22 protein-coding genes and 1 riboswitch are annotated in these 20,073 nt (G+C 40.6%); of the genes, 19 read left to right on the top strand and 3 right to left on the bottom strand.

Annotated elements, in window-relative coordinates:
* Positions 1-17: 17 nt before the first annotated feature.
* Positions 18-884: a DUF1002 domain-containing protein gene (locus KHA99_RS25580; RefSeq protein ID WP_213120662.1), complete on the bottom strand. Its 867-nt coding sequence runs from the start codon at positions 882-884 to the stop codon at positions 18-20.
* Positions 885-1,356: 472 nt separating this feature from the next.
* On the opposite strand from KHA99_RS25580, the gene KHA99_RS25585 reads away from it, so the two are divergent.
* Positions 1,357-1,707, top strand: coding sequence for a GNAT family N-acetyltransferase (locus KHA99_RS25585; RefSeq protein WP_213120308.1), 351 nt, complete (start codon positions 1,357-1,359; stop codon positions 1,705-1,707).
* A 21-nt stretch (positions 1,708-1,728) separates the two neighbouring features.
* On the opposite strand, the gene KHA99_RS25590 is transcribed toward KHA99_RS25585, so the two are convergent.
* Complete coding sequence (locus KHA99_RS25590; protein ID WP_213120309.1) at positions 1,729-2,250, bottom strand: DUF309 domain-containing protein; 522 nt, start codon at positions 2,248-2,250, stop codon at positions 1,729-1,731.
* Positions 2,251-2,375: 125 nt separating this feature from the next.
* Positions 2,376-2,477, bottom strand: coding sequence for a YjcZ family sporulation protein (locus KHA99_RS25595; protein ID WP_213120310.1), 102 nt, complete (start codon positions 2,475-2,477; stop codon positions 2,376-2,378).
* A gap of 196 nt (positions 2,478-2,673) precedes the next feature.
* On the opposite strand from KHA99_RS25595, the gene KHA99_RS25600 reads away from it, so the two are divergent.
* The 18 genes from KHA99_RS25600 to KHA99_RS25685 all read left to right on the top strand — a co-directional run bounded on the left by KHA99_RS25600 (position 2,674) and on the right by KHA99_RS25685 (position 20,061).
* On the top strand, positions 2,674-3,447 hold the full coding sequence (locus KHA99_RS25600) for a segregation/condensation protein A (RefSeq protein WP_213120311.1): 774 nt from the start codon (positions 2,674-2,676) through the stop codon (positions 3,445-3,447).
* Positions 3,434-4,021, top strand: coding sequence for an SMC-Scp complex subunit ScpB (scpB, locus tag KHA99_RS25605; RefSeq protein WP_307852180.1), 588 nt, complete (start codon positions 3,434-3,436; stop codon positions 4,019-4,021). The genes KHA99_RS25600 and scpB overlap by 14 nt, the downstream gene beginning before the upstream one ends.
* 93 nt (positions 4,022-4,114) lie before the next feature.
* The gene (locus tag KHA99_RS25610; protein ID WP_213120313.1) at positions 4,115-4,534 is read left to right on the top strand and encodes a hypothetical protein; all 420 of its coding nucleotides are present in this window, start codon (positions 4,115-4,117) and stop codon (positions 4,532-4,534) included.
* A 17-nt stretch (positions 4,535-4,551) separates the two neighbouring features.
* Complete coding sequence (locus tag KHA99_RS25615; protein WP_213120314.1) at positions 4,552-5,040, top strand: YpuI family protein; 489 nt, start codon at positions 4,552-4,554, stop codon at positions 5,038-5,040.
* A 111-nt stretch (positions 5,041-5,151) separates the two neighbouring features.
* Positions 5,152-6,048, top strand: coding sequence for a superoxide dismutase (locus tag KHA99_RS25620; protein ID WP_213120315.1), 897 nt, complete (start codon positions 5,152-5,154; stop codon positions 6,046-6,048).
* Positions 6,049-6,266: 218 nt separating this feature from the next.
* The gene (locus tag KHA99_RS25625) at positions 6,267-7,412 is read left to right on the top strand and encodes a D-alanyl-D-alanine carboxypeptidase family protein (protein WP_213120316.1); all 1,146 of its coding nucleotides are present in this window, start codon (positions 6,267-6,269) and stop codon (positions 7,410-7,412) included.
* On the top strand, positions 7,405-7,992 hold the full coding sequence (locus tag KHA99_RS25630; protein WP_213120317.1) for a nucleoside recognition domain-containing protein: 588 nt from the start codon (positions 7,405-7,407) through the stop codon (positions 7,990-7,992). Before KHA99_RS25625 ends, KHA99_RS25630 begins: the two co-directional genes overlap by 8 nt.
* Before the next feature lie 6 nt (positions 7,993-7,998).
* Entirely contained in the window at positions 7,999-8,535 is a 537-nt protein-coding gene (locus tag KHA99_RS25635; protein WP_213120318.1) for a spore maturation protein, read from the top strand.
* A gap of 850 nt (positions 8,536-9,385) precedes the next feature.
* Positions 9,386-10,129, top strand: coding sequence for a 23S rRNA pseudouridine(2605) synthase RluB (gene rluB, locus KHA99_RS25640; RefSeq protein ID WP_213120319.1), 744 nt, complete (start codon positions 9,386-9,388; stop codon positions 10,127-10,129).
* Positions 10,130-10,227: 98 nt separating this feature from the next.
* Positions 10,228-10,752 (top strand): thiol-disulfide oxidoreductase ResA, encoded by a 525-nt coding sequence (gene resA, locus KHA99_RS25645; RefSeq protein ID WP_213120320.1) that lies wholly within the window; start codon positions 10,228-10,230, stop codon positions 10,750-10,752.
* Between the two features lie 22 nt (positions 10,753-10,774).
* On the top strand, positions 10,775-12,394 hold the full coding sequence (gene resB / locus KHA99_RS25650) for a cytochrome c biogenesis protein ResB (RefSeq protein WP_213120321.1): 1,620 nt from the start codon (positions 10,775-10,777) through the stop codon (positions 12,392-12,394).
* Positions 12,395-13,582, top strand: a complete 1,188-nt coding sequence (ccsB, locus tag KHA99_RS25655; protein WP_213120322.1) for a c-type cytochrome biogenesis protein CcsB — start codon at positions 12,395-12,397, stop codon at positions 13,580-13,582. It abuts the gene before it with no gap.
* Between the two features lie 180 nt (positions 13,583-13,762).
* The gene (locus KHA99_RS25660) at positions 13,763-14,479 is read left to right on the top strand and encodes a response regulator transcription factor (RefSeq protein ID WP_213120323.1); all 717 of its coding nucleotides are present in this window, start codon (positions 13,763-13,765) and stop codon (positions 14,477-14,479) included.
* Positions 14,476-16,257, top strand: coding sequence for an ATP-binding protein (locus KHA99_RS25665; protein WP_213120324.1), 1,782 nt, complete (start codon positions 14,476-14,478; stop codon positions 16,255-16,257). The genes KHA99_RS25660 and KHA99_RS25665 overlap by 4 nt, the downstream gene beginning before the upstream one ends.
* Positions 16,258-16,448: 191 nt before the next feature.
* On the top strand, positions 16,449-17,000 hold the full coding sequence (sigX, locus tag KHA99_RS25670) for an RNA polymerase sigma factor SigX (protein WP_213120325.1): 552 nt from the start codon (positions 16,449-16,451) through the stop codon (positions 16,998-17,000).
* Positions 16,975-18,153 (top strand): RsiX family anti-sigma factor, encoded by a 1,179-nt coding sequence (locus KHA99_RS25675; protein WP_213120326.1) that lies wholly within the window; start codon positions 16,975-16,977, stop codon positions 18,151-18,153. Before sigX ends, KHA99_RS25675 begins: the two co-directional genes overlap by 26 nt.
* A 169-nt stretch (positions 18,154-18,322) precedes the next feature.
* Entirely contained in the window at positions 18,323-19,072 is a 750-nt protein-coding gene (locus KHA99_RS25680; protein WP_213120327.1) for a peptidoglycan DD-metalloendopeptidase family protein, read from the top strand.
* 125 nt (positions 19,073-19,197) lie between these two features.
* A riboswitch (FMN riboswitch) is annotated at positions 19,198-19,330 on the top strand.
* A 167-nt stretch (positions 19,331-19,497) separates the two neighbouring features.
* Entirely contained in the window at positions 19,498-20,061 is a 564-nt protein-coding gene (locus KHA99_RS25685) for an ECF transporter S component (RefSeq protein ID WP_213120663.1), read from the top strand.
* Positions 20,062-20,073 lie beyond the last annotated feature (12 nt).

The following is a 20,073-nucleotide window of genomic DNA, read 5'->3' on the forward strand; positions in this document are numbered from 1 at the left end:
TTTTGTTATAGAGTAAACTATGAGAATAGGGCCTTAATGGTGTCAATAAGCCAAATGAAGAATTGTTTGACCTTCTCCAGGAATCCCTGCCCTTCTTCGGATTGCAGGAATTTGGAAATACGGTCTTTTGCTTTGTTGAGTTGGTCACTAACCTGATTCCAGTCAATGTTCAAGCTTTTCAATTTATTAAATAAGTCAATCAGCCTTTGAATCTGGTCCTCGGTAAGAGTTACATTCAGTTCTTTCGCAGCTTGCTCGATAATGGCCCGCAATTCCTGATCGTTTTTCGGCTGGTTCTTGGCAACTTCCTCTTTTATTTTTGCGATTAAGGCGGCAGCATTTTCTGCACCGATGGCATCACCAAGCTTTGCTGTTTCTACCATTTCCTGATTGGCCGCCTGCTTTACTTCCTCAGGGATAGTTTTATCGGCGGAAATCTCATACGCCTTAATAATCCCTGTAAGTGCTGCGGTGCCCGAAACAGAGATGGGAGCAGTTATATAGATGTCAGCATCCTTCACGCCAGCCGTAATCAGAGCATTGACATACATTTCATCTGTAACCCAGTTAATGTTTTTGGTTTTAACTTTTATACCAGAACCGCTTGGTGCAATTGTAATCGCCGATGAAGAGATTGCCTTCGTTCCAATCAATGATTTTGAGACATATTTCCCTAAATATTGATGCTCTTCTTGATTGGAAACGGTCACAATTTGAACATCCTTCGGCGCGCCCATTTCCTCCAACAATTGGTTTTTTTGCGTTTCTGTTAAATTCTCACCTAATGTTACAATCATATCTCCTTCAGCCATGTCTGCAAAACTGCGGACAGGAATGAGAAATAAGCAGACTGCCGTGAGGAGTATCAATAATTTTTTCATAATAGCCTCCTTTATTTTTAAAGCGCTTTTGACAATTAATGAAGATGCTTCTTTAATAATATAACCGATTCCATTATTATATAACGATAAAAACAAATTAGAAGTTTCATAGGTTCAAATTATTCGCGAAAATTTGACTGATTTAGGAGAAATGGATTATTTTTGTATTTTGGTGTAGAATGTAGGACAGGTAAGTAAGTTAATGGGGGATTTGTATGAATAGAAACAACTGGGCCTTATTTGGCATTCTTATTGCGATATCAATTATTTGGGGAATTATCTATTGGATGTTCATTGCGCCGGGCAAGTAGAGATTTTCCATTGAAGAATGATGACGAATTCGGTATGATTGTGGTTAGTGAACATAAGGATTTTCAAATACATATACTGCATAAAGAAAATCATTAAACCAGTTTGAAAAATACACTATTGTTAAACCAAACCATTGGTTTATTGAAAATAATGAGGGATACGTATGTTAATTCGCTATAAGAAAACATTCGAAAAAATTGCGATGGGGTTAATGTCTTTTATGCCAACTGAAAAAGATCTCAAGAAACTCCAGCAAACCATGAAGGAATACGAAACAGAAGAGAATCACAAGCTGTTCCTTTGGAAGGAAGAAGATATTATTGGACTGATTGGGGCGATTTATCATCAGGATACCAATACTTTAGAAATTCAACATGTTTCTGTTAATCCCTCACACCGCTTCCAAGGAGTAGGCAAAAGAATGGTTAAAGCTTTAAAGGAAATGTATCCGGATAAAAATATTACTTCGAATGCGAACACAGCTTCTTTTATTGAGAAATGTGATGTTTGCTAAATATAGGAAAAGGCAGCGGCCTCATGCCCCGCTGCCTTTTTTTAATATCGCGTTGTTTCTTTCTGCAATGACACTTGACCGGTCCCGCAATTTGTGGCGATGGACGATCTCTAGATCCGACAAATCACTTTCCCTTTGCCAGTCAAACCCTTTTTCATCACACAATTTCATACACGCTTGAAGCAATTCAGGATCGCTTATGGGCAGATTCATACTTTTATATTCTTCGCGATTTTGCAAACGTATTAATTGTTCTTTTATGGTCTGAAGGAAAAGTCGGTCATCTAAACCCAGATCCGGTAGTAAGGAAGATTGGTCAGATATGATTGTAATCGCCTTTTCCAATGTTCTCTGTGCACCGTTAAAATTCTCGCGGCGATGGTGGTAAGCCGATACCGCCAATAATATAAACCCTACCCAAATAGACTCTTTGTTGCCGGGGTCAGACCCTTTCCAAAAGTCTTCGAGGATTTCATGGCACTCAAAATAATCCCTGTCGCCATGAAAATGACTTAAAAATTCGATATATTCTTTTGGGTACAAGCATTTCCCCTCCAGTTTCTTTATATATGTACAGTTTAACATATTCGGCAATTGAAGGTCATGACCTGGCTGCAAAACAATAGACCCGTTAAAAACGGGTCCTTTAGTTAGTAAAATCATTTTAATTACCAAACCCAGGAAGCACCGATGATAATTAATAAAATGAACAGTACGACGATTAACGCAAAGCCGCCGCCGAATCCGAAGCCTGCTGCTCCATCAGCCATAATTATTACCTCCCGTCAATTTTTCTCTTTCCATGTCATCATATGTGAGGAATTTGTCCATTGTTATGGGCGGGTTACCAGTATTTACGGAAGGGCAGAGGATTCGGTTGATTTTTCTATTGGATAACCATCCTGAATCCTCTATACTATTAATAGTCGATTGTATAATATGATTTTTAGAATTTTGGTGAGATGAATGCCTTATCAGGTGAAAATTGATGCATTTGAAGGGCCGCTTGATTTGCTGCTCCATTTAATAAACAGGCTTGAAATTGATATTTATGATATTCCCGTGGCACAGATAACGGAACAATATCTAATCTATATTCATACCATGAAGGAATTAAAATTGGATGTTGCCAGTGAATATTTGGTAATGGCGGCAACACTGCTGGCGATTAAAAGCAAAATGCTTCTTCCTAAGCATGAGGAAGAGTTTGAAGATGTTGATCCCCTCGAGACAGCCTACGAGGAAGACCCGAGGGACGAACTGGTTGAGCGATTGATAGAATACCGAAAGTACAAGGAGGCTGCTCACGATTTAAAAACGATGGAAGAAGAGCGAGCCCTTATGTACACCAAACCGCCAAGTGATTTATCCGACTTTACGAAGGAAGTACAGCCTGGGAAAAAAGATATGAATGTTTCCCTTTACGATATGCTAGCTGCGTTCCAAAAACTAATGAGAAGAAAGAAACTGCAGCGGCCAATGGCGACGAAAATTACCCGGCAGGAAATTTCTATTGAGACAAGAATGACACAGATCATGGAAGAATTAAAGCATCTTAAGGGCAGGAGAAATTTTACTGAATTATTTCCTTTTCCCGCAAAGGACCATATCGTTGTTACTTTTCTAGCTATTTTAGAACTGATGAAAAGAAAGGAAGTTAACGTCCATCAACAAGAAAACTTTGGGGACATTTTAATTGAAGCAGTAATAGAAGGAGCAGATGTTGGTGGATATCATTAATTGGACAAGTATATTGGAAAGCCTGTTGTTCGCCGCAGGAGACGAAGGGCTTTCCCTTAAACAAATCGCCGAGGTCCTAGAAGTGGATGAACTTCTTGCAAATGAGATAATTGAGAATTTAAAACAAGAGTATGAATCTAATGAAAATCGCGGAATTATGATGGTTCAACTGGCCGGGACGTTTCAGCTTGCCACAAAGAAAGACAACGCCGACTACTTAAAAAAGCTTGTTGATTCTCCACATACCTCGACATTGTCACAGGCTGCTTTGGAGACTTTGGCAATTATTGCGTATAAACAGCCAATCACCCGGGCTGAAATTGAGGAAATCCGTGGTGTCAAAACGGAACGGCCGTTAAACACGCTTATGGCAAAGGCCTTGATCAAAGAAGTCGGTCGTGCCGAGGGGACAGGACGCGCTATTTTGTATGGTACTACCAAAGAGTTTCTTGATTATTTTGGCTTGAAGAACTTGAATGAACTACCGCCTCTTCCTGAAAAAGTGGAGGATGAATTTGTTCAGGAGGAAGCCGATTTATTTTTTGAAAAATTTCAAGAAACATTGAACTCTTAATATCCGCGCAGAGAATATGTGATAAAATAAAAATATCCATATTTTTTTTACGCAACAATGGTTTAAGCATATTTACAAGGAGCGGGATTTAAGTTGCTGATTAAAGAATGTAAAGGGTATGAATTAGAAAAAGAAAAATCCAATACTTCAGAGGATTTCTTTAACAGAAGTGAGATAACATTTATGGAAGATGGGACTGAAAAAACATTGCATGTTTTGTATGTCCGTTATTTTGATACTACTTTTCAAGAATTTACTCCATTTAAGCAAGATCCCATTTTTGCCCAAGATGGACTTGAGGTGAGCTTGAAAGATATTGTTGCCCTTGTTTGTTTGTTGAAAAATCCAGGCTTACGCGGTCGCAAACGGCTTTATATTAATTCCAAGCAAGAATTTGCTTCTTATTTTCAAGGTATCAATTTTGAAAAATTGCCGGAAATCTTTTCAAGCCTAAAGCAACAAAACGGCTATCAGTTGCGTTCACCGCTAGAGTTTATCTTGCAACCTAATTAAACACAGGAGGGGTTAAGATGGGGAATTCCTTAGTTCATTCACAATTATACGATGTCAAAAATTTCCTTGCAAAGACCATTACAGCGATTGGGGATTTTTTAAATGAAACAACAATTTCACAATTGCAATTAGAAAATGATGAAGACGTTAACTATCATAAATTAATCTTTTCAACGTTAAGAAAGCTTGCTGTGTACAGCGAGGAGGGTTTCGAAGCATGTACGGTTATTTTGCAGGGAGATCCGTTTCAAAAAGCTGCAGCCGAGAAAACCTTGTATAAGATTTATCATCAATGCATCGAGGAATTCTTCTCACCAAAAAATGATGCCTGGTTTGAAAACAGCCGTTCTGCTTATACCGGGAAAAATTCCATCAAATTTTACCGGACTACGGCTGAGCAAATCCAGCAATTGATTAAAAGCTTGGAAGGTGAGTTTCAGCGCATAAGAGAAGAACTGGAATATTATGAAACAGATTATCGCACGAAGATGATTCAATCCAAATAATTATTATTTTAAGGCTGTCCTTGCAAAGGTCAGCCTTTTCTCTTGTTCTTACCAACCTTTTTTCCTCATACCTTTTAGGGAGACTCGTGCAGCGGAAAGGAAGGCGAGAAAATGAGCCGGTTTAGCGGTTATGTAAATGAATTATTTAAATGGAATGAGCAGATGCGGCAGTTCCTGCAGTCTGAACGGGTCAGCCAAAACTCTGAATTATGGGATGAACTTGATGAATTTACGTATATGATTGAAGGTTCAAGGAAAGAGCTTTCCAATGAAGAACTGATCGGTCTTCAGGCAAGAGCTGAACAAATCCATGGTAAATTGGAAAATTATTTTAGCCAAAAACGTGACCAGGAGATAGGGACCATTTGGGCAATTGAAAAACAAATCCCGCCGGGTGGCCATAAACTACCCGAGCTGCCCTATCCTTATAACGCGTTAGAGCCATATATCTCTGAGGAAATCTTGCGGCTTCACCATGATAAGCACCACCGTGCATATGTTGAGGGCTTAAACAAGGCAGAGTTAAACCTAAAATCAGCAAGAGAAAGAAACGATTTTTCCCTCGTCAAGCATTGGTCAAGGGAGCTGGCATTCCACGGGTCCGGTCATTATCTTCATTCGATATTTTGGAAAAACATGAGTCCAAATGGCGGAGGAAACCCGTACGGATTAGTGCAAAAGGAAATCACCAATTATTTCGGAACCATCACGGCCTTTAAGAATCATTTCACCGAGGCCGCCAAACAGGTCGAAGGGTCAGGCTGGGCGTTATTGGTTTGGTCGCCAAGAGCACACCATTTGGAAATTTTACAAACGGAACGGCACATGCTGCTGACACAGTGGGATACCATCCCACTGCTCGTCCTCGACGTATGGGAGCATGCCTATTATCTTCAATATCAAAACAACCGGACTGAGTACATTAGTAACTGGTGGAATGTCGTAAACTGGCACGATGTAGAAATGAGATTTGAAAAAACAGTGGACACGAAATGGTCTCCCCTATGACAAGGAAGCGGCGCGCCGCTTTCTTTTTTGTCTAGCTCCAGCGCCTAGGGGCTCGCAGGTCTACAGCCAATCCGTCAAGAAGGCCAAAAAGCAGCCTTCTCGCCGGCTTGTCTTATGCCTGTCGCCCCTGTTCAAGGCGCTTCCGCTTTTCTTTTTGTCATATCACACTTTGTCCTGCATAAAATTTACTAAATAACGAGGAGGACGAGGTATATCTAATGAGAATTATTTTAAAAATAGCCTGTTTTTGCCTCATAGTCTCACTATTTGCCGCTAATCATCCTCAGAGAGCCGAGGCTTCCTTTGATGTTAGTGCTGCTAGTGCAGTTCTAATTGAGCAAAATTCCGGCCGCATTCTTTATGAAAAGGATGCTTTTACGAAAAGACGAATCGCCAGCATTACGAAAATTATGACGGCGATTCTAGCAATCGAATCTGGAAAACTAGATCAATATGTAAAGGTAAGTGAACAAGCAGTCCGTGCAGAGGGCTCATCTGTATACTTAAAGCCGGGTGAAAAAATAAAACTTGAGGATTTAGTCTATGGATTAATGCTGCGGTCCGGAAATGATACAGCTGTTGCAATCGCCGAATATGTCGGTGGAAGTGTCGATGGCTTTGCTTTTTTAATGAACCAAAAGGCAAAGGAAATCGGCATGTTAAACACACATTTTGCAAATCCCCATGGCTTGGATGACCATGAAAACCATTATTCAACCGCCTATGATATGGCCATTTTGACACGTTACGCGATGCATAACAAAATCTATCAAAAAATTTCCGGTACAAAGGTGCATCGGGCTCCTAATCCAACCGAAAGCTGGGACAGGGTATGGAAGAACAAAAATCGGTTATTAACAAAATATAAATATACAACCGGAGGTAAGACAGGCTATACAAAACGGGCTAAGCGGACGCTGGTAACGACAGCAGCAAAAGGTGATATGAGTTTAATCGCGGTCACCTTGAACGACCCAAATGATTGGGATGATCATATTTCCATGTATGAATACGGATTTAAAGATTACGATATGGCAGAAGTTTTAACAAAAGGAAAAATTGATATCAAAAGTCCGAAATATTTTCAAAACCATTTGTTCTTAAAGAAATCAATTGTTTACCCGGCAACCAGCCAAGAGATGGACTTATTCAGCATTAAGTATAAGTTAAACAAGCCTGATAAAAAATGGGATGATGAAAATAAACAAGAGAGAGTAGTCGGAAAAGCTATTGTTTATTTGGATGGAAGGGCCGTAAAGGAATCACCTATTTACTATCAAAGCTTGCCGAAAAAAGAGAAGGGTCTGTTTGAAAGTGTTAAAAAAATATTTTTTTCACTAATAGGTGTGAACGCGCATGGTTAATTATATCTGGGTTGGAATGACTGTCATTGGGATTGTGTTTGCTCTGTTTAATGGGACCATTGAGGATGTAAACAGGGCGGTATTTGATGGGGCGAAAGAAGCGGTTACGTTATGTATCGGCCTGATCAGCGTGCTTGTCTTTTGGCTTGGAATGATGCGGATTGCGGAGGAATCAGGGCTTCTTGAAAAACTGGCTAAATTATTTCGCCCGCTTGTAAAGATATTGTTTCCAGAAGTACCCGTCCAACATCCAGCGATGGGATATATGCTGTCGAATATGATTTCCAACATGTTTGGCCTTGGGAATGCCGCGACTCCGCTTGGCATCAAAGCAATGGAGGAGCTAAAAAAGTTAAACGGCGGAAAAAACTCGGCTTCAAGGTCCATGGTCACATTTTTGGCGATTAATACGGCTAGCATTACCATTATCCCGACAACCGTCATAGCTATCAGAATGACATATCATTCAACATCCCCTACCGAAATTGTTGTTCCAACCATTATTGCCACCATCCTTTCGGCGATAGGGGCCGTTCTCATCGACCGTTACTTCTATTATCGCAGAAGCCGAAAAGGATGATCATTTATGGAATTTATTTCATTAATATCTTTGACATTTATACCGTTATTAATAGGCTTTATCCTGATTTATGGCACCATTAAACAGGTGCCGACTTACGAAAGCTTTGTCGAGGGCGGTAAGGAAGGGATAAAAATCGCTGTTTCGATTATCCCATTTTTAGTCGGAATGCTGGTGGCTATCTCCATTTTTCGGGCATCAGGTGCACTAGATGCCATCATGGATTGGTTTCGTCCATTTATGAAGATGATTGGAGTTCCAGCAGAAATCGTTCCGTTATTATTGATTCGTCCCATTTCCGGTACAGCAGCCTTGGGTATGACCAGTGACTTAATCGCTGTGTACGGACCGGATTCCTTCATTGGCAGACTAGCGTCCGTATTGCAGGGGAGCACCGACACGACCTTCTATGTTTTAACTGTTTATTTCGGTGCAGTCGGCATCAAAAAAATGGGCGATGCCTTAAAAGTAGGGCTCTTGGCAGACGTAGTCGGTATCATCGTATCCATCATCGTCGTCGCCTTCATTTTCGGAACAAAATAACAAAAAGCAGGTCTTGTATAACGTTTCTTAGGCTGTTGAAAAACTTTCGATAGCCTTTTTATTTTTTTTCATTAATCAACGCTTTATAAATATAAAGGCAAAACAATAGGTCTGTTGATTGGCGCTCCAGGCGCTTCGCTTTCCGCGGGCGTGCCGGGGAGCCTCCTCGGCGCTGAAGCGCCTGCGGGGTCTCCCCAGCCCCGTACTCCCGCAGGAGTCTTCGCGCCTTCCACGCCAATCAACAGGTGTATTCAATATAGAACTTACACTCACAATAAATAATAAAAATAAGTTGTAATTTCAATGTTTAAGCCAAAAGAGTTTAGCCAAAGAAATATGAATTTATTATAGACAACCACTTTTCTCAACTTGATTAATATATACACGTGCTTTTCTTACTGCAGTCTGTCAAAATATGAAAAAGATTGCTTCACACTTTTCAAGGATGGAAAATGTGTGTTGCAATACTTAGATTGATTTGCCACCCTGTTGATTGGAGCGGAGGGCACTCGACTCCTGCGGGATATAGAGGTCACTGGAGACCCCGCAGGCGCCCTAGCGCCGAGGAGGCTCCAGGACCTCCCCGCGGAAAGCGAGTGCCCGGAGCGGAAATCAACAGGCCCAATAGCATGGACAATCAAAAAAATAACCCAGAAAAAACAAAAAGCAGGTTCTTTACAGAGCCTGTTTTTTTGTATTTAATGAGCACTGCCGCTTAGACTTTGAAAAGTGGAGAATTTGTGTCATAATTCAGTAGGATAGAACAAATGCATTTTTAAAATAAGAATTATTACTATAGCAAAATTATATTTGTTCCCTATACTATGGATTGATTTTTTGAGGTGAAAGAATGGAAAGATTGCAGAAAGTAATTGCCCGCGCCGGAATTGCATCTAGAAGGAAAGCGGAAGATTTGATCAAAGAGGGCAGGGTAAAAGTAAACGGAAAAGTCGTCACCGAGCTTGGTGTAAAGGTTTCCCCCTCCGATAAAGTAGAGGTAAATGAAATACCGCTTGAGAAAGAGGTGCCTGTTTACTTCCTATTATATAAACCAAGAGGGGTTATTTCGAGTGTCAGCGATGAAAAAGGCCGAAAGGTAGTAACGGATTTCTTTCCGGCTATAAAAGAAAGAATCTTCCCTGTGGGGCGCCTGGATTACGATACTTCTGGGTTATTACTGCTTACTAACGATGGCGAATTTGCCAATTTACTAATGCATCCAAAGAACGAAATCGAAAAGGTTTATGTCGCTAAAGTAAAAGGCATTCCTTTAAGGGAAAATCTTAAAAAGCTTGAAAAGGGAATCCGTTTAGAGGATGGAAAAACAGCGCCGGCGAAAGTGAAGCTGCTGTCAACTGATAAGAAAAAACAAACCTCTATCGTTGAGATTATTATTCACGAAGGCAAAAACCGTCAGGTAAGGAGAATGTTCGAAGCAATCGGCCATGAAGTTTTGAAGTTAAAGAGGGAACGTTATGGATTTTTAACCTTAACAGGGTTAAAGGCTGGAGAAGCTAGGGAACTAACTACCCATGAGATGAAGCAGATAAGGGCACTTGCTTTGGATGTATCGAAGCGGCGAAAAAATTCATAGAATCGTCACAATTAGATTCTGTGGTAAACACTGTGGGGACATTGATAAATGATATAATTTAGACTAACTGTGCTCTGTAGCAAATGGAGGAGATTCAAATGAAAAAACGGCGATTGGTGATGAGAACGATTATTCTGCTGATTCTCGGTGCTGCCGTTGCTTATAGCCTATATGCCAATTTGACAAAGGACACGAAACAAAAGGTAGCCGTAGGGGAAAAAGCTCCTGATTTTGTGTTAACGGATATGGACGGGAATAAACATCGTTTGTCCGATTACCGCGGTCAGGGAGTTTTCTTAAACTTTTGGGGAACATGGTGTCCTCCTTGCAAGAAAGAGATGCCTTATATCAATAACCAATACCAACAATATAAAGACAAAGGGGTTCAGGTTTTATCAGTTGATATCCAGGAATCTGAGTTGCAAGTAAGGCAATTTGCTGAGCATTATAAGCTGGATTTTCCGATTATGATCGATACCGATAAAGAAGTCATGACGGCCTATGGTATTAACCCGCTGCCAGCAACATTTTTAATCGATAAAAACGGGGAAGTTGTGAAATATCATACCGGCGAAATGACGGAAAAAATGGTAAGGGAGTTTATGGAGAAAATTAAACCTTAAGGGTTGTTGGGAGTTTTTTTTAATGAACGATGTAAAATGTGAATGCGGGCATGTGAATCCGCACGGCACGGTGTTATGTGAGGCCTGCGGAAAGGTGCTGGATGAAACAGACAACAGGAAAGAACTTCTTGATATGCGCTATGAAGGCAGTGCTCGCCGCTCGCAAACCTATAACAAAACTATCATTGATAAAATATGGAACTTCTTTTCCTCTGTAAAGGTCGGCGTCTGGCTGATTATTATCACGCTGATAGCTTCTATTCTGGGCACGATTTTGCCACAGGAAATGTACATTAATCTGCCGCCGGATGTGTATTACGAGCAGGAATACGGCTGGTTTGGAAAGTTGTACTACCAGCTGGGCTTCCATGATTTGTATGGGTCATGGTGGTATTTATTATTAATCGCCATGATTGGCATTTCCCTTGTTATTTGCAGCCTTGACAGGGTAGTTCCTTTGTATAAGGCATTAAAAGCACAAAGGGTCACAAGACATGAGGGATTTCTCAAGCGCCAGCGGGTGTTTGGTGCCAACTCCGAGGCTGAGCAAACCGACCTTGAAACGGTGAAAAAACATTTACAGGCAAAACGCTACCATGTCCGTGAAGAAAATGGTGATATTCTTGCAGAGAAAAATCGTTTTTCCCGTTGGGGTCCATATGTAAACCATATCGGTCTAATAATTTTCTTATTTGGCGGAATGCTGCGCTTTATCCCTGGTTTTTATGTAAATGAGGACCTTTGGGTACGTGAAGGGGAAACAGCATTAGTTCCGGAAACGAATGAACAATATTATATTAAAAATAATCAATTTATATTAGAACATTACGATAAAAACAATAAGACTTTCGAAAAGGCACTTAACCGGGCAGGCGAGGTTGTGAAGAACTATCAATCAAACGTCGTTCTGTATCAGCGGGAGGGAGAGAAAATCCCAGGGGAAAAGCCAAAGTTAAAGAAGTTAGAGGAATATAAGATTAGAGTAAATCAGCCACTATCCTTCAATGGTTACTCTGTCTTTCAATCTTCCTTTAAAACTGAGTTTAAAGCGATGACATTTGCTCTCACTAATAAGAGCACAAATCAAGCCTTTGGCGAGGTGAAGGTTGACTTAACTAACCCGCAGGAGAAGTACGATTTAGGTAATGGGTATTCAGTGGAACTTCTAAACTATTTCCCAGATTTCGAATTTGACGATAACGGGGAACCATCAACAAAATCTCGGGTACCAAATAACCCGGCCTTCATTTTCCGGATGAATACACCGGACAAGCCAAAAGGGGAAACAAGCTTTGTAGCCATCAGACAGACTATTGAACCGTTTGGTAATAATACCTATAAACTGGCCTTCAAGGGAATTGAAACAAAAAATGTTTCCGGATTTATTGTTAGAAAGGATTCCTCTTTATGGGTGTTCATTATTGGTGGAATCATTTTCATGATTGGGGTTATTCAAGGTGCCTACTGGAACCACCGTCGTATTTGGGTACAGCGCAAAAACGGTCAGGTCTGGATTGCCGCCCATACAAACAAGAATTGGTACGGCTTGAAACGGGAGCTTGAAGCTATTTTAGCAGGCACCAAATTGACGATGCCGGATGATCAGCTTCAAAGGGACAAAGAGGTTAAGGAGGTAGTATAGTTGGCAGCATTAAGCAGTAATCTATTGTTTGTCGCTTTTATCCTATATTTAATAGCGACGCTGTTTTTCGGCGGTTCGATTAAAGAGAAAAAAGGTTTATCTGAAAAGAAAGAAACGAATAAGTGGGGGAAAATTGCTGTATTTCTAACCATCGTGGGCTTCGTCTCCCAGCTTGGCTATTTTATTACCAGATGGATTGCGGCCGGACATGCACCGGTCAGTAATATGTTTGAGTTTACGACATTCTTTGGAATGGCCCTTGTCGGCGCGTTTATCGTGATTTATTTTATATACCGCACGACGCTGCTTGGTCTGTTTACAATGCCTGTAGCCATCCTGGTCATCGCGTATGCTAGTATGTTCCCAAGGGATATTACTCCATTAATACCGGCCCTGCAAAGCTATTGGCTGCATATTCACGTTACCACTGCTGCAATCGGGGAAGCCATTTTGGCAATAAGCTTTGCGGCAGGTCTTATCTATTTAGTAAAAGCCATTGATCAAACCAAATCCAGTAAACGAACCTTTTGGCTCGAAGCGGTTATGTTTTCTTTAGTTACAGTTTTGGGCTTTGTGGCCGTTTCTTCAATCTTCTCCGGTATGGGGTACCACGAGAAATTTAATTGGGTTGATAAGCATGATAACGAGGCAGTTGTCGAATATACGATGCCTGCCATTGCAGGACCTCACGAAGGGGAACTGTTGACAAAGGATGGCTTTAAACCATTCGTTGAGATGCCAGCTATTGTTAATGCCAAAAAACTAAATACGGTCATTTGGTCATTGATCGGTGGAATTATCCTTTATGGACTTATTAGGCTGATTATTAGAAAGCGAATTTCTGCCGCTCTTAAACCGCTGGTTAAAAATATAAATCTTGATTTTGTTGATGAGATTAGCTATCGTTCCGTATTAATTGGATTCCCTGTTTTTACACTGGGAGCACTGATCTTTGCGATGATTTGGGCACAAATGGCTTGGTCCCGTTTCTGGGGTTGGGACCCTAAGGAAGTATGGGCATTAATAACCTGGTTATTTTATGCCGCCTTCATGCATCTTCGTCTGTCAAAGGGCTGGCATGGAGAGAAGTCCGCTTGGCTTGCCGTAATCGGCTTTGTTATCATCATGTTTAACCTTGTCGCCGTCAACCTCATCATAGCTGGACTCCATTCTTACGCAGGATCTTAACGGCCAAAATTTAGCCTTCACTTCATTAAGTGAGGGCCTTTTTCAAATAATAGTAATAGAATTCATTGTCCTTTATTTACATTGTCAAATTATTGACACTTTTTATCGGATTTATTAGCTTTCAACATATAGCAAAAATGGAGACCATTTTGTAAAATAAACAACATGGGGGGATTAATAATGGATCAGGACGTTAAAATCTTAGTTGTAGATGATGAAGAAAGAATTCGCAGATTATTAAAAATGTATTTAGAGCGCGAAGATTTTATAATTGATGAAGCAGAGGATGGTAATCAAGCATTAGCGAAAGCATTGGCTAACGATTATGATGTCATTCTTTTGGATTTAATGATGCCTGGCAAGGATGGCATTGAGGTTTGCCGCGAATTAAGGGAGAAAAAGGCGACTCCTGTTATCATGTTAACGGCAAAGGGTGAAGAGGTGAACCGGGTTCAGGGCTTTGAAGTCGGTACGGATGACTATATCGTTAAACCATTCAGCCCGCGTGAGGTTGTACTAAGGGTAAAAGCACTGTTAAGACGATCATCACAAACTACCTTCCTGCAAACGGAGACAACAACCAAGGATGTCATTGTATTTCCTCATTTAACAATAGATAATGATGCCCACCGGGTATCTGCTGATGGTAAAGAGGTTAGCTTAACGCCTAAAGAATATGAGCTGTTATATTTTCTTGCCAAAGCACCGGACAAAGTATTTGACCGTGAGCAGCTGTTAAAGGAAGTATGGCATTATGAGTTTTTCGGAGACCTAAGGACAGTTGATACGCATGTAAAACGTCTTCGAGAAAAACTAAATAAAGTGTCGGAACAAGCTGCTAGAATGATTGTTACCGTTTGGGGAGTAGGTTACAAATTTGAGGTAGTAAATGAATGACCTTCTTAAGAAGTGTAGTCGGTAAGCTTTGGTTTACCATCATTTTATTAGTTTCATTTGTCCTGTTTATTTTAACAGTGATGCTTCTTGAGTTTTTTCAAAACTATAATATTAATGAAACAAAGAATGATTTAACCCATACAGCCGAAAAAATTGCCACTGTGTTGGAGGAGCATCCAGCAGATAAATGGCCGCTCGGTTTGGAAATCTCGTGGGAAATCATTGATGATGTCACCAAAGTAGTCATTATAAAAGGGGATGAAGTTTATTATTCTCCAAACACAAAGGGAGGAAATAAATTAACGATTGATGATATTCGGAACGATCCCGAGTTATCAAATGTTTTACACAAAAATAAACGGGTCGAGAAAATCTCCGATCTTTCATCCGAAAAAAATAGAGCTGGCACTGCCGCCAATTATTCAATCATCGGAGTGCCGCTTAAACTCTCTGGAAATCAAAATGGGGCAGTGTTCATTTACCAATCTTTAAGGGTCATGCAGGAAACATCCCGGTCAGCAACCAAATTTATTTTGCTTGTGGCTGGTGTTGCCATTATTCTTACAACCATTTTCGCATTCTTTTTGTCCACAAGAATAACCGCCCCGTTAAGGAAAATGCGGGAAGCTGCATTTGAGGTGGCAAGAGGGAAATTTGACACAAAGGTCCCTATTTTGACCCATGATGAAATAGGTGAACTGGCTACTGCTTTTAATCAAATGGGCCGGCAATTAAAGTTTAACATGAACGCGCTCAATCAGGAAAAAGAGCAGTTGGCAAGCATTCTCAGCAGTATGGCTGATGGGGTTATTACCTTCAACCGGGATGGAACGATTTTAATTACGAATCCACCGGCAGACCGCTTTCTTCAATATTGGTATTATGAAAAAGGGTTTATTTCCGGATTGGAGGCCATTCCCTCCCAAGTCATGAATCTTTTTCAAAAAGCAGTTGATACAGAAAAAGAGCAGATTGGGGAAATCTCCCTGCAAGGCCGCCATTGGGTCATATTGGTCAGTCCGCTTTACAGTAATCGCTTTATTCGCGGGGCAGTTGCGGTCTTAAGGGATATGACTGAGGAACGGCAATTGGAGAAAATGAGAAGAGACTTCATTGCCAATGTTTCACATGAACTAAGGACGCCAATTTCTATGCTTCAGGGCTACAGCGAAGCGATTGTTGACGATATTGCCGAAACCCAGGAAGAGAAAAAAGAAATGGCAAAGGTCATTTATGATGAATCGCTAAGAATGGGCCGTCTTGTCAATGAATTGCTGGATTTGGCAAGAATGGAAGCAGGTCATATTCAATTAACAATGGAAGAGGTCAATCTCTCTGCCTTTATCAAACGGATTATTCATAAATTCCAAGGGTTAGCCAAAGATAATGGAATTCAATTGCTGGTTGAAATCGACAACGACATACCAACCTTTACAATGGACCCTGATCGAATTGAACAGGTTCTAACGAATTTGATTGATAATGCGATCAGACATACGCCGAAAGATGGTTCTGTGACCTTAAAAGTTACTTCCGAGGACAAAGGAATCAGAATGGATGTTGTGGACTTAGGAACAGGGATTCCTGAGGAAGATTTACCGTTTGTTTTTGAACGGTTTTATAAAGCTGATAAGGCACGAACCCGCGGCAGGTCAGGAACAGGTCTTGGACTGGCTATTGCCAAAAATATTATTGATGCCCATCGTGGACATATTTCCGTTCAAAGTAAAGTTGGGCAGGGAACGACATTTTCCTTCATACTCCCACGAAAATCGTAAAATGACCATGGATTTTGCCGATTTCTATTGATTCACAAGGAACAATTTCGGAGGCTGTCAATTTGCGGCAGCCTCTTTTATTATTTCCACTAAATACCTTCCTTTTCATCCCAAAAAAGTCTATATTTAAGAAAGTGTAACCTTTTATACATAAACATCGACTAATATTTTGAACGGGGAGGGGAAAAAAGTTGGACTCCGTTTTCGATGAACTTTATCAAAAATATCACCATGATGTATTTCAATTTCTTTTTTATATGGTTAGAAACAGAGAGCAGGCGGAGGATCTTGTTCAAGAGGTTTATATTAGAGTGTTTAAGTCTTATAATCGCTTTGAGGGAAAAAGCAGCGAAAAAACCTGGCTTTTTTCGATTGCGAGAAATGTTGCGATTGATTATTTCCGAAAGCAAAAGGGCTGGAAGGAAAGAATCCTTGAGAAATTTGATTGGTCCTCAAATCAGGTAAAGGACGACCATCCTATCCCTGAGGAAATGGCTGTTCAAAGAGAAGAAATTAAATGGGTATATAAATGCTTGGAATATTGTACCGTGGACCAAAAGGCCGTCGTTATATTACGATTTATTCACGATTTGTCAATAGTGGAGACAGCAGAGGCTCTAGGGTGGACAGAAAGTAAAGTCAAAACGACCCAGCATCGCTCGTTGAAAGTTTTGAAGAAGCACATGGAAACATTTTACCGAAGGGAGGAGGGAAATATTGAGAAAGTCAGAGTGGAGCGATGAAGAGCTCGTAGAATTGTTAAAACAAATGCCTAAAATAAAAGACTATCGCCATCCTCGTGACATTTACCAAAACCTTTCACGTAAAAAACGGAAAACTGTTTCCTGGATCCTGCCGGGTATTGCCGCTGCAGCGGCACTATTTTTATTTTTTATTTTGGCTCCTAAGTTTATGGATACGAATCACTATTCAATCAACAATGCCAAACAAGAGTCAACAAAAGAAGCGAAAATTGCCAAAGATAATAGCGATGCGAGCGGTATGGCCAATCAGGAATCACAGGCGGATAAATACTCAACATTAAAGAAAGCCGAAGGGCAAAACGATTATGCTGGGAAAACAGCTGTTTATGATGATGAAATAAAAGGCGGCGTCGTGTTGACCTATTGGGTGCCCGATAATCAAGCTCAAAATCTGGTACCAGTATCAACTATAGTCAAAAATACCGAAGGAAAAGACTGGCTTACCTTATATAATGAACATATGGCAAACCTAAACGAATCGGAATGGGGCCTAAGTGAATTTTATCCTCTCCAGGCAACATTGCATTATGATAATGCTAATGAAACTGTTATTGTCGATGTACCTTCAGACCATCCATACCGCCAAGGGACTGCAACGGAACAAATTTTTCTCGGTGCATTAAAAAATGATATTTCTTCCAATAGCAGCGTCAAAACGATTAAGTTCACCACAAATGGCGAACCTGGAATCGAACTAAGCAATGACTTTTATGAAAAATTGACCATCACTGATGTGAAAAAACATGCTTACCTCTTTTACTATCCTAATGGCAGTGATGTTCCGTTCTTGGTGCCAACACTCGAATCATATAAGGATATTAAGGCTGCAATCGATGCGATGAAGTCAGGGATAGAGGAATATCAATTACAAAGATCTTTGTTGCCGAATTTGGCAATTCAGGATGTATCAGCAAATGATAACACGTTAACTATCACTTTTGCGAAAGATGCCAGTTTAGAAGATGAACGGTTGGCCGTCTGGTCGATGGAGGCCATCCTTTTAACAGCAAAAGAATTCGGATTTGAAAAAGTGGTTGTGAGCAATCCTCCAGCAGCAAATATTGGCCCGTTTGATTTAACAAAAGAAATCAAGGTGCCAGCTGCCCCAAATCTTCGGACAATCGAGAAATGATAAAAAAATCAACCAAAAAACGGTTGATTTTTTTATGCATAAAATAGCAATAGACTCCAAATTATAACAAATATGGTCAGGCCGTCCGATGTCACACCATATGTTCTAAACGCGAGTATAAGAACATATGGTGTGGTATGGACAAGATGTAAGGAGGATTAATAGTGAAATGCGTGACTATATAAAGAGGTTTTTTATTGCCATTATAATGGCGATTTGTGTAGGTTTGTTGTTTCTTGGAGGGAGACACTCGGAAGCTGCCGGATTGCCAGAGGCAAAAACGGAGAAGGAGAGATGGATTTGGCCGGCAGATGGCGTTATTTCTGATACATATGGGACAAGACAGGGCAAGCATAAAGGAATCGATATCGCCGGAACATATGGCACCCCGGTCTTGGCAGTTGAAGATGGGGCTGTGATTAAGTCTTATTATTCCAATACATATGGTCAGGTTGTATTTATCAAGCACCCAAGCAATTTCGTTACGGTTTATGCCCACTTAAGCAAACGGGCCGTTGTGCCTGGTCAAATGGTTAAGCGGGGGGAGACCATCGGAACAATGGGAAGGACCGGTCAGGCTACCGGCACCCATCTTCATTTTGAATCACACCAATTAGAATGGAGATATGACAAAAAATTTGCCATTAATCCGGAACTGCTATTAGGAGATGCTGATGTTGGCGAAGCGGTTCAGGGCGGAATTGCAGCCAGTGGCAAGGATGTTTTGGAGGTAAGTAGCCGTCCGCAAAATATTCCTGAACCCAGTGGGCCGCCGCTTGTAAACCAATATATTGTAATAAATGGTGACAACTTGTCCTCCATTGCCCAAAAGTTTAATTTGACAGTGGCCAGATTAAAAGAAATCAACAACCTTAACACAGATGTAATTAAGCCTAAGCAAATCTTGATTGTCCAGTAAATAAAAACTTTTTACCCCGCAGCCTATTGCTGCGGGTATTTTTTTAAATATTTAAAGACCGGAAAAAATCTTTAACTTAACAAAGTGACTGATTTTCAGTATAATAAACTTATAATTTTATAACGATCTATCTTCGGGGCAGGGTGAAATTCCCGATCGGCGGTATTAGAGTATAACTCTTCAGCCCGCGAGCCTTATTAGGCAGGATTTGGTGTGATTCCAAAGCCGACAGTATAGTCTGGATGGGAGAAGATGGAGGTTCTGCAGGCATTCGAAAAATTTCCACGGATCGAATGTTTATTAAGCATACCTAAATTTACTCCCTCAAGCATCAATCTTGAGGGAGTTTTATTTTGAGTGCCTATAAAAGCTGAATCTCTCTTCCTAACGTGATGGATCAAAAAGGAGAGAGGAAGATGAAGAAAATGAAGAACACAAAGGTAAGAGCAATGGTTTCAATCGGGATGCTGAGCAGCATCGCATATTTATTAATGTTTTTAAACTTTCCGCTGCCGATGTTCCCTAATTTTTTGTTTGTGGACTTTAGTGATATTCCTGCTTTGATTGCTGCGCTGATTTTCGGACCAGTGGCAGGAATTTTAGTTGAATTGTTTAAGAATATGCTAAATTATTTTGCAACAGGGAGCCCGACAGGCATTCCTGTTGGCCACCTTGCCAATTTCGCAGCAGGGATTGTGTTTATTCTGCCGACTTACTATGTGTATAATAAATTGAAATCAAAAAAGGGAATGACACTTGCCCTAGTAGCTGGAACTATTATCATGGCTGTTGTGATGAGCATCGCCAACTACTTTATCATTTTACCTGCCTATACGGCTTTAATGGGTTTCCCGGATATGCGGAACCTCGTCGTACCTGCGATTTTTCCTTTTAATATCTTAAAGGGCGTAATGATGTCAATCATTTTCATGCTTCTATTTATTCGGATGCAAGCATGGCTAAATAAATTTTCAGTAAAAAATGCTTAAAACGAACAGAGG

Source organism: Neobacillus rhizophilus (assembly GCF_018343535.1).
GTDB lineage: Bacteria > Bacillota > Bacilli > Bacillales > Cytobacillaceae > Neobacillus > Neobacillus rhizophilus.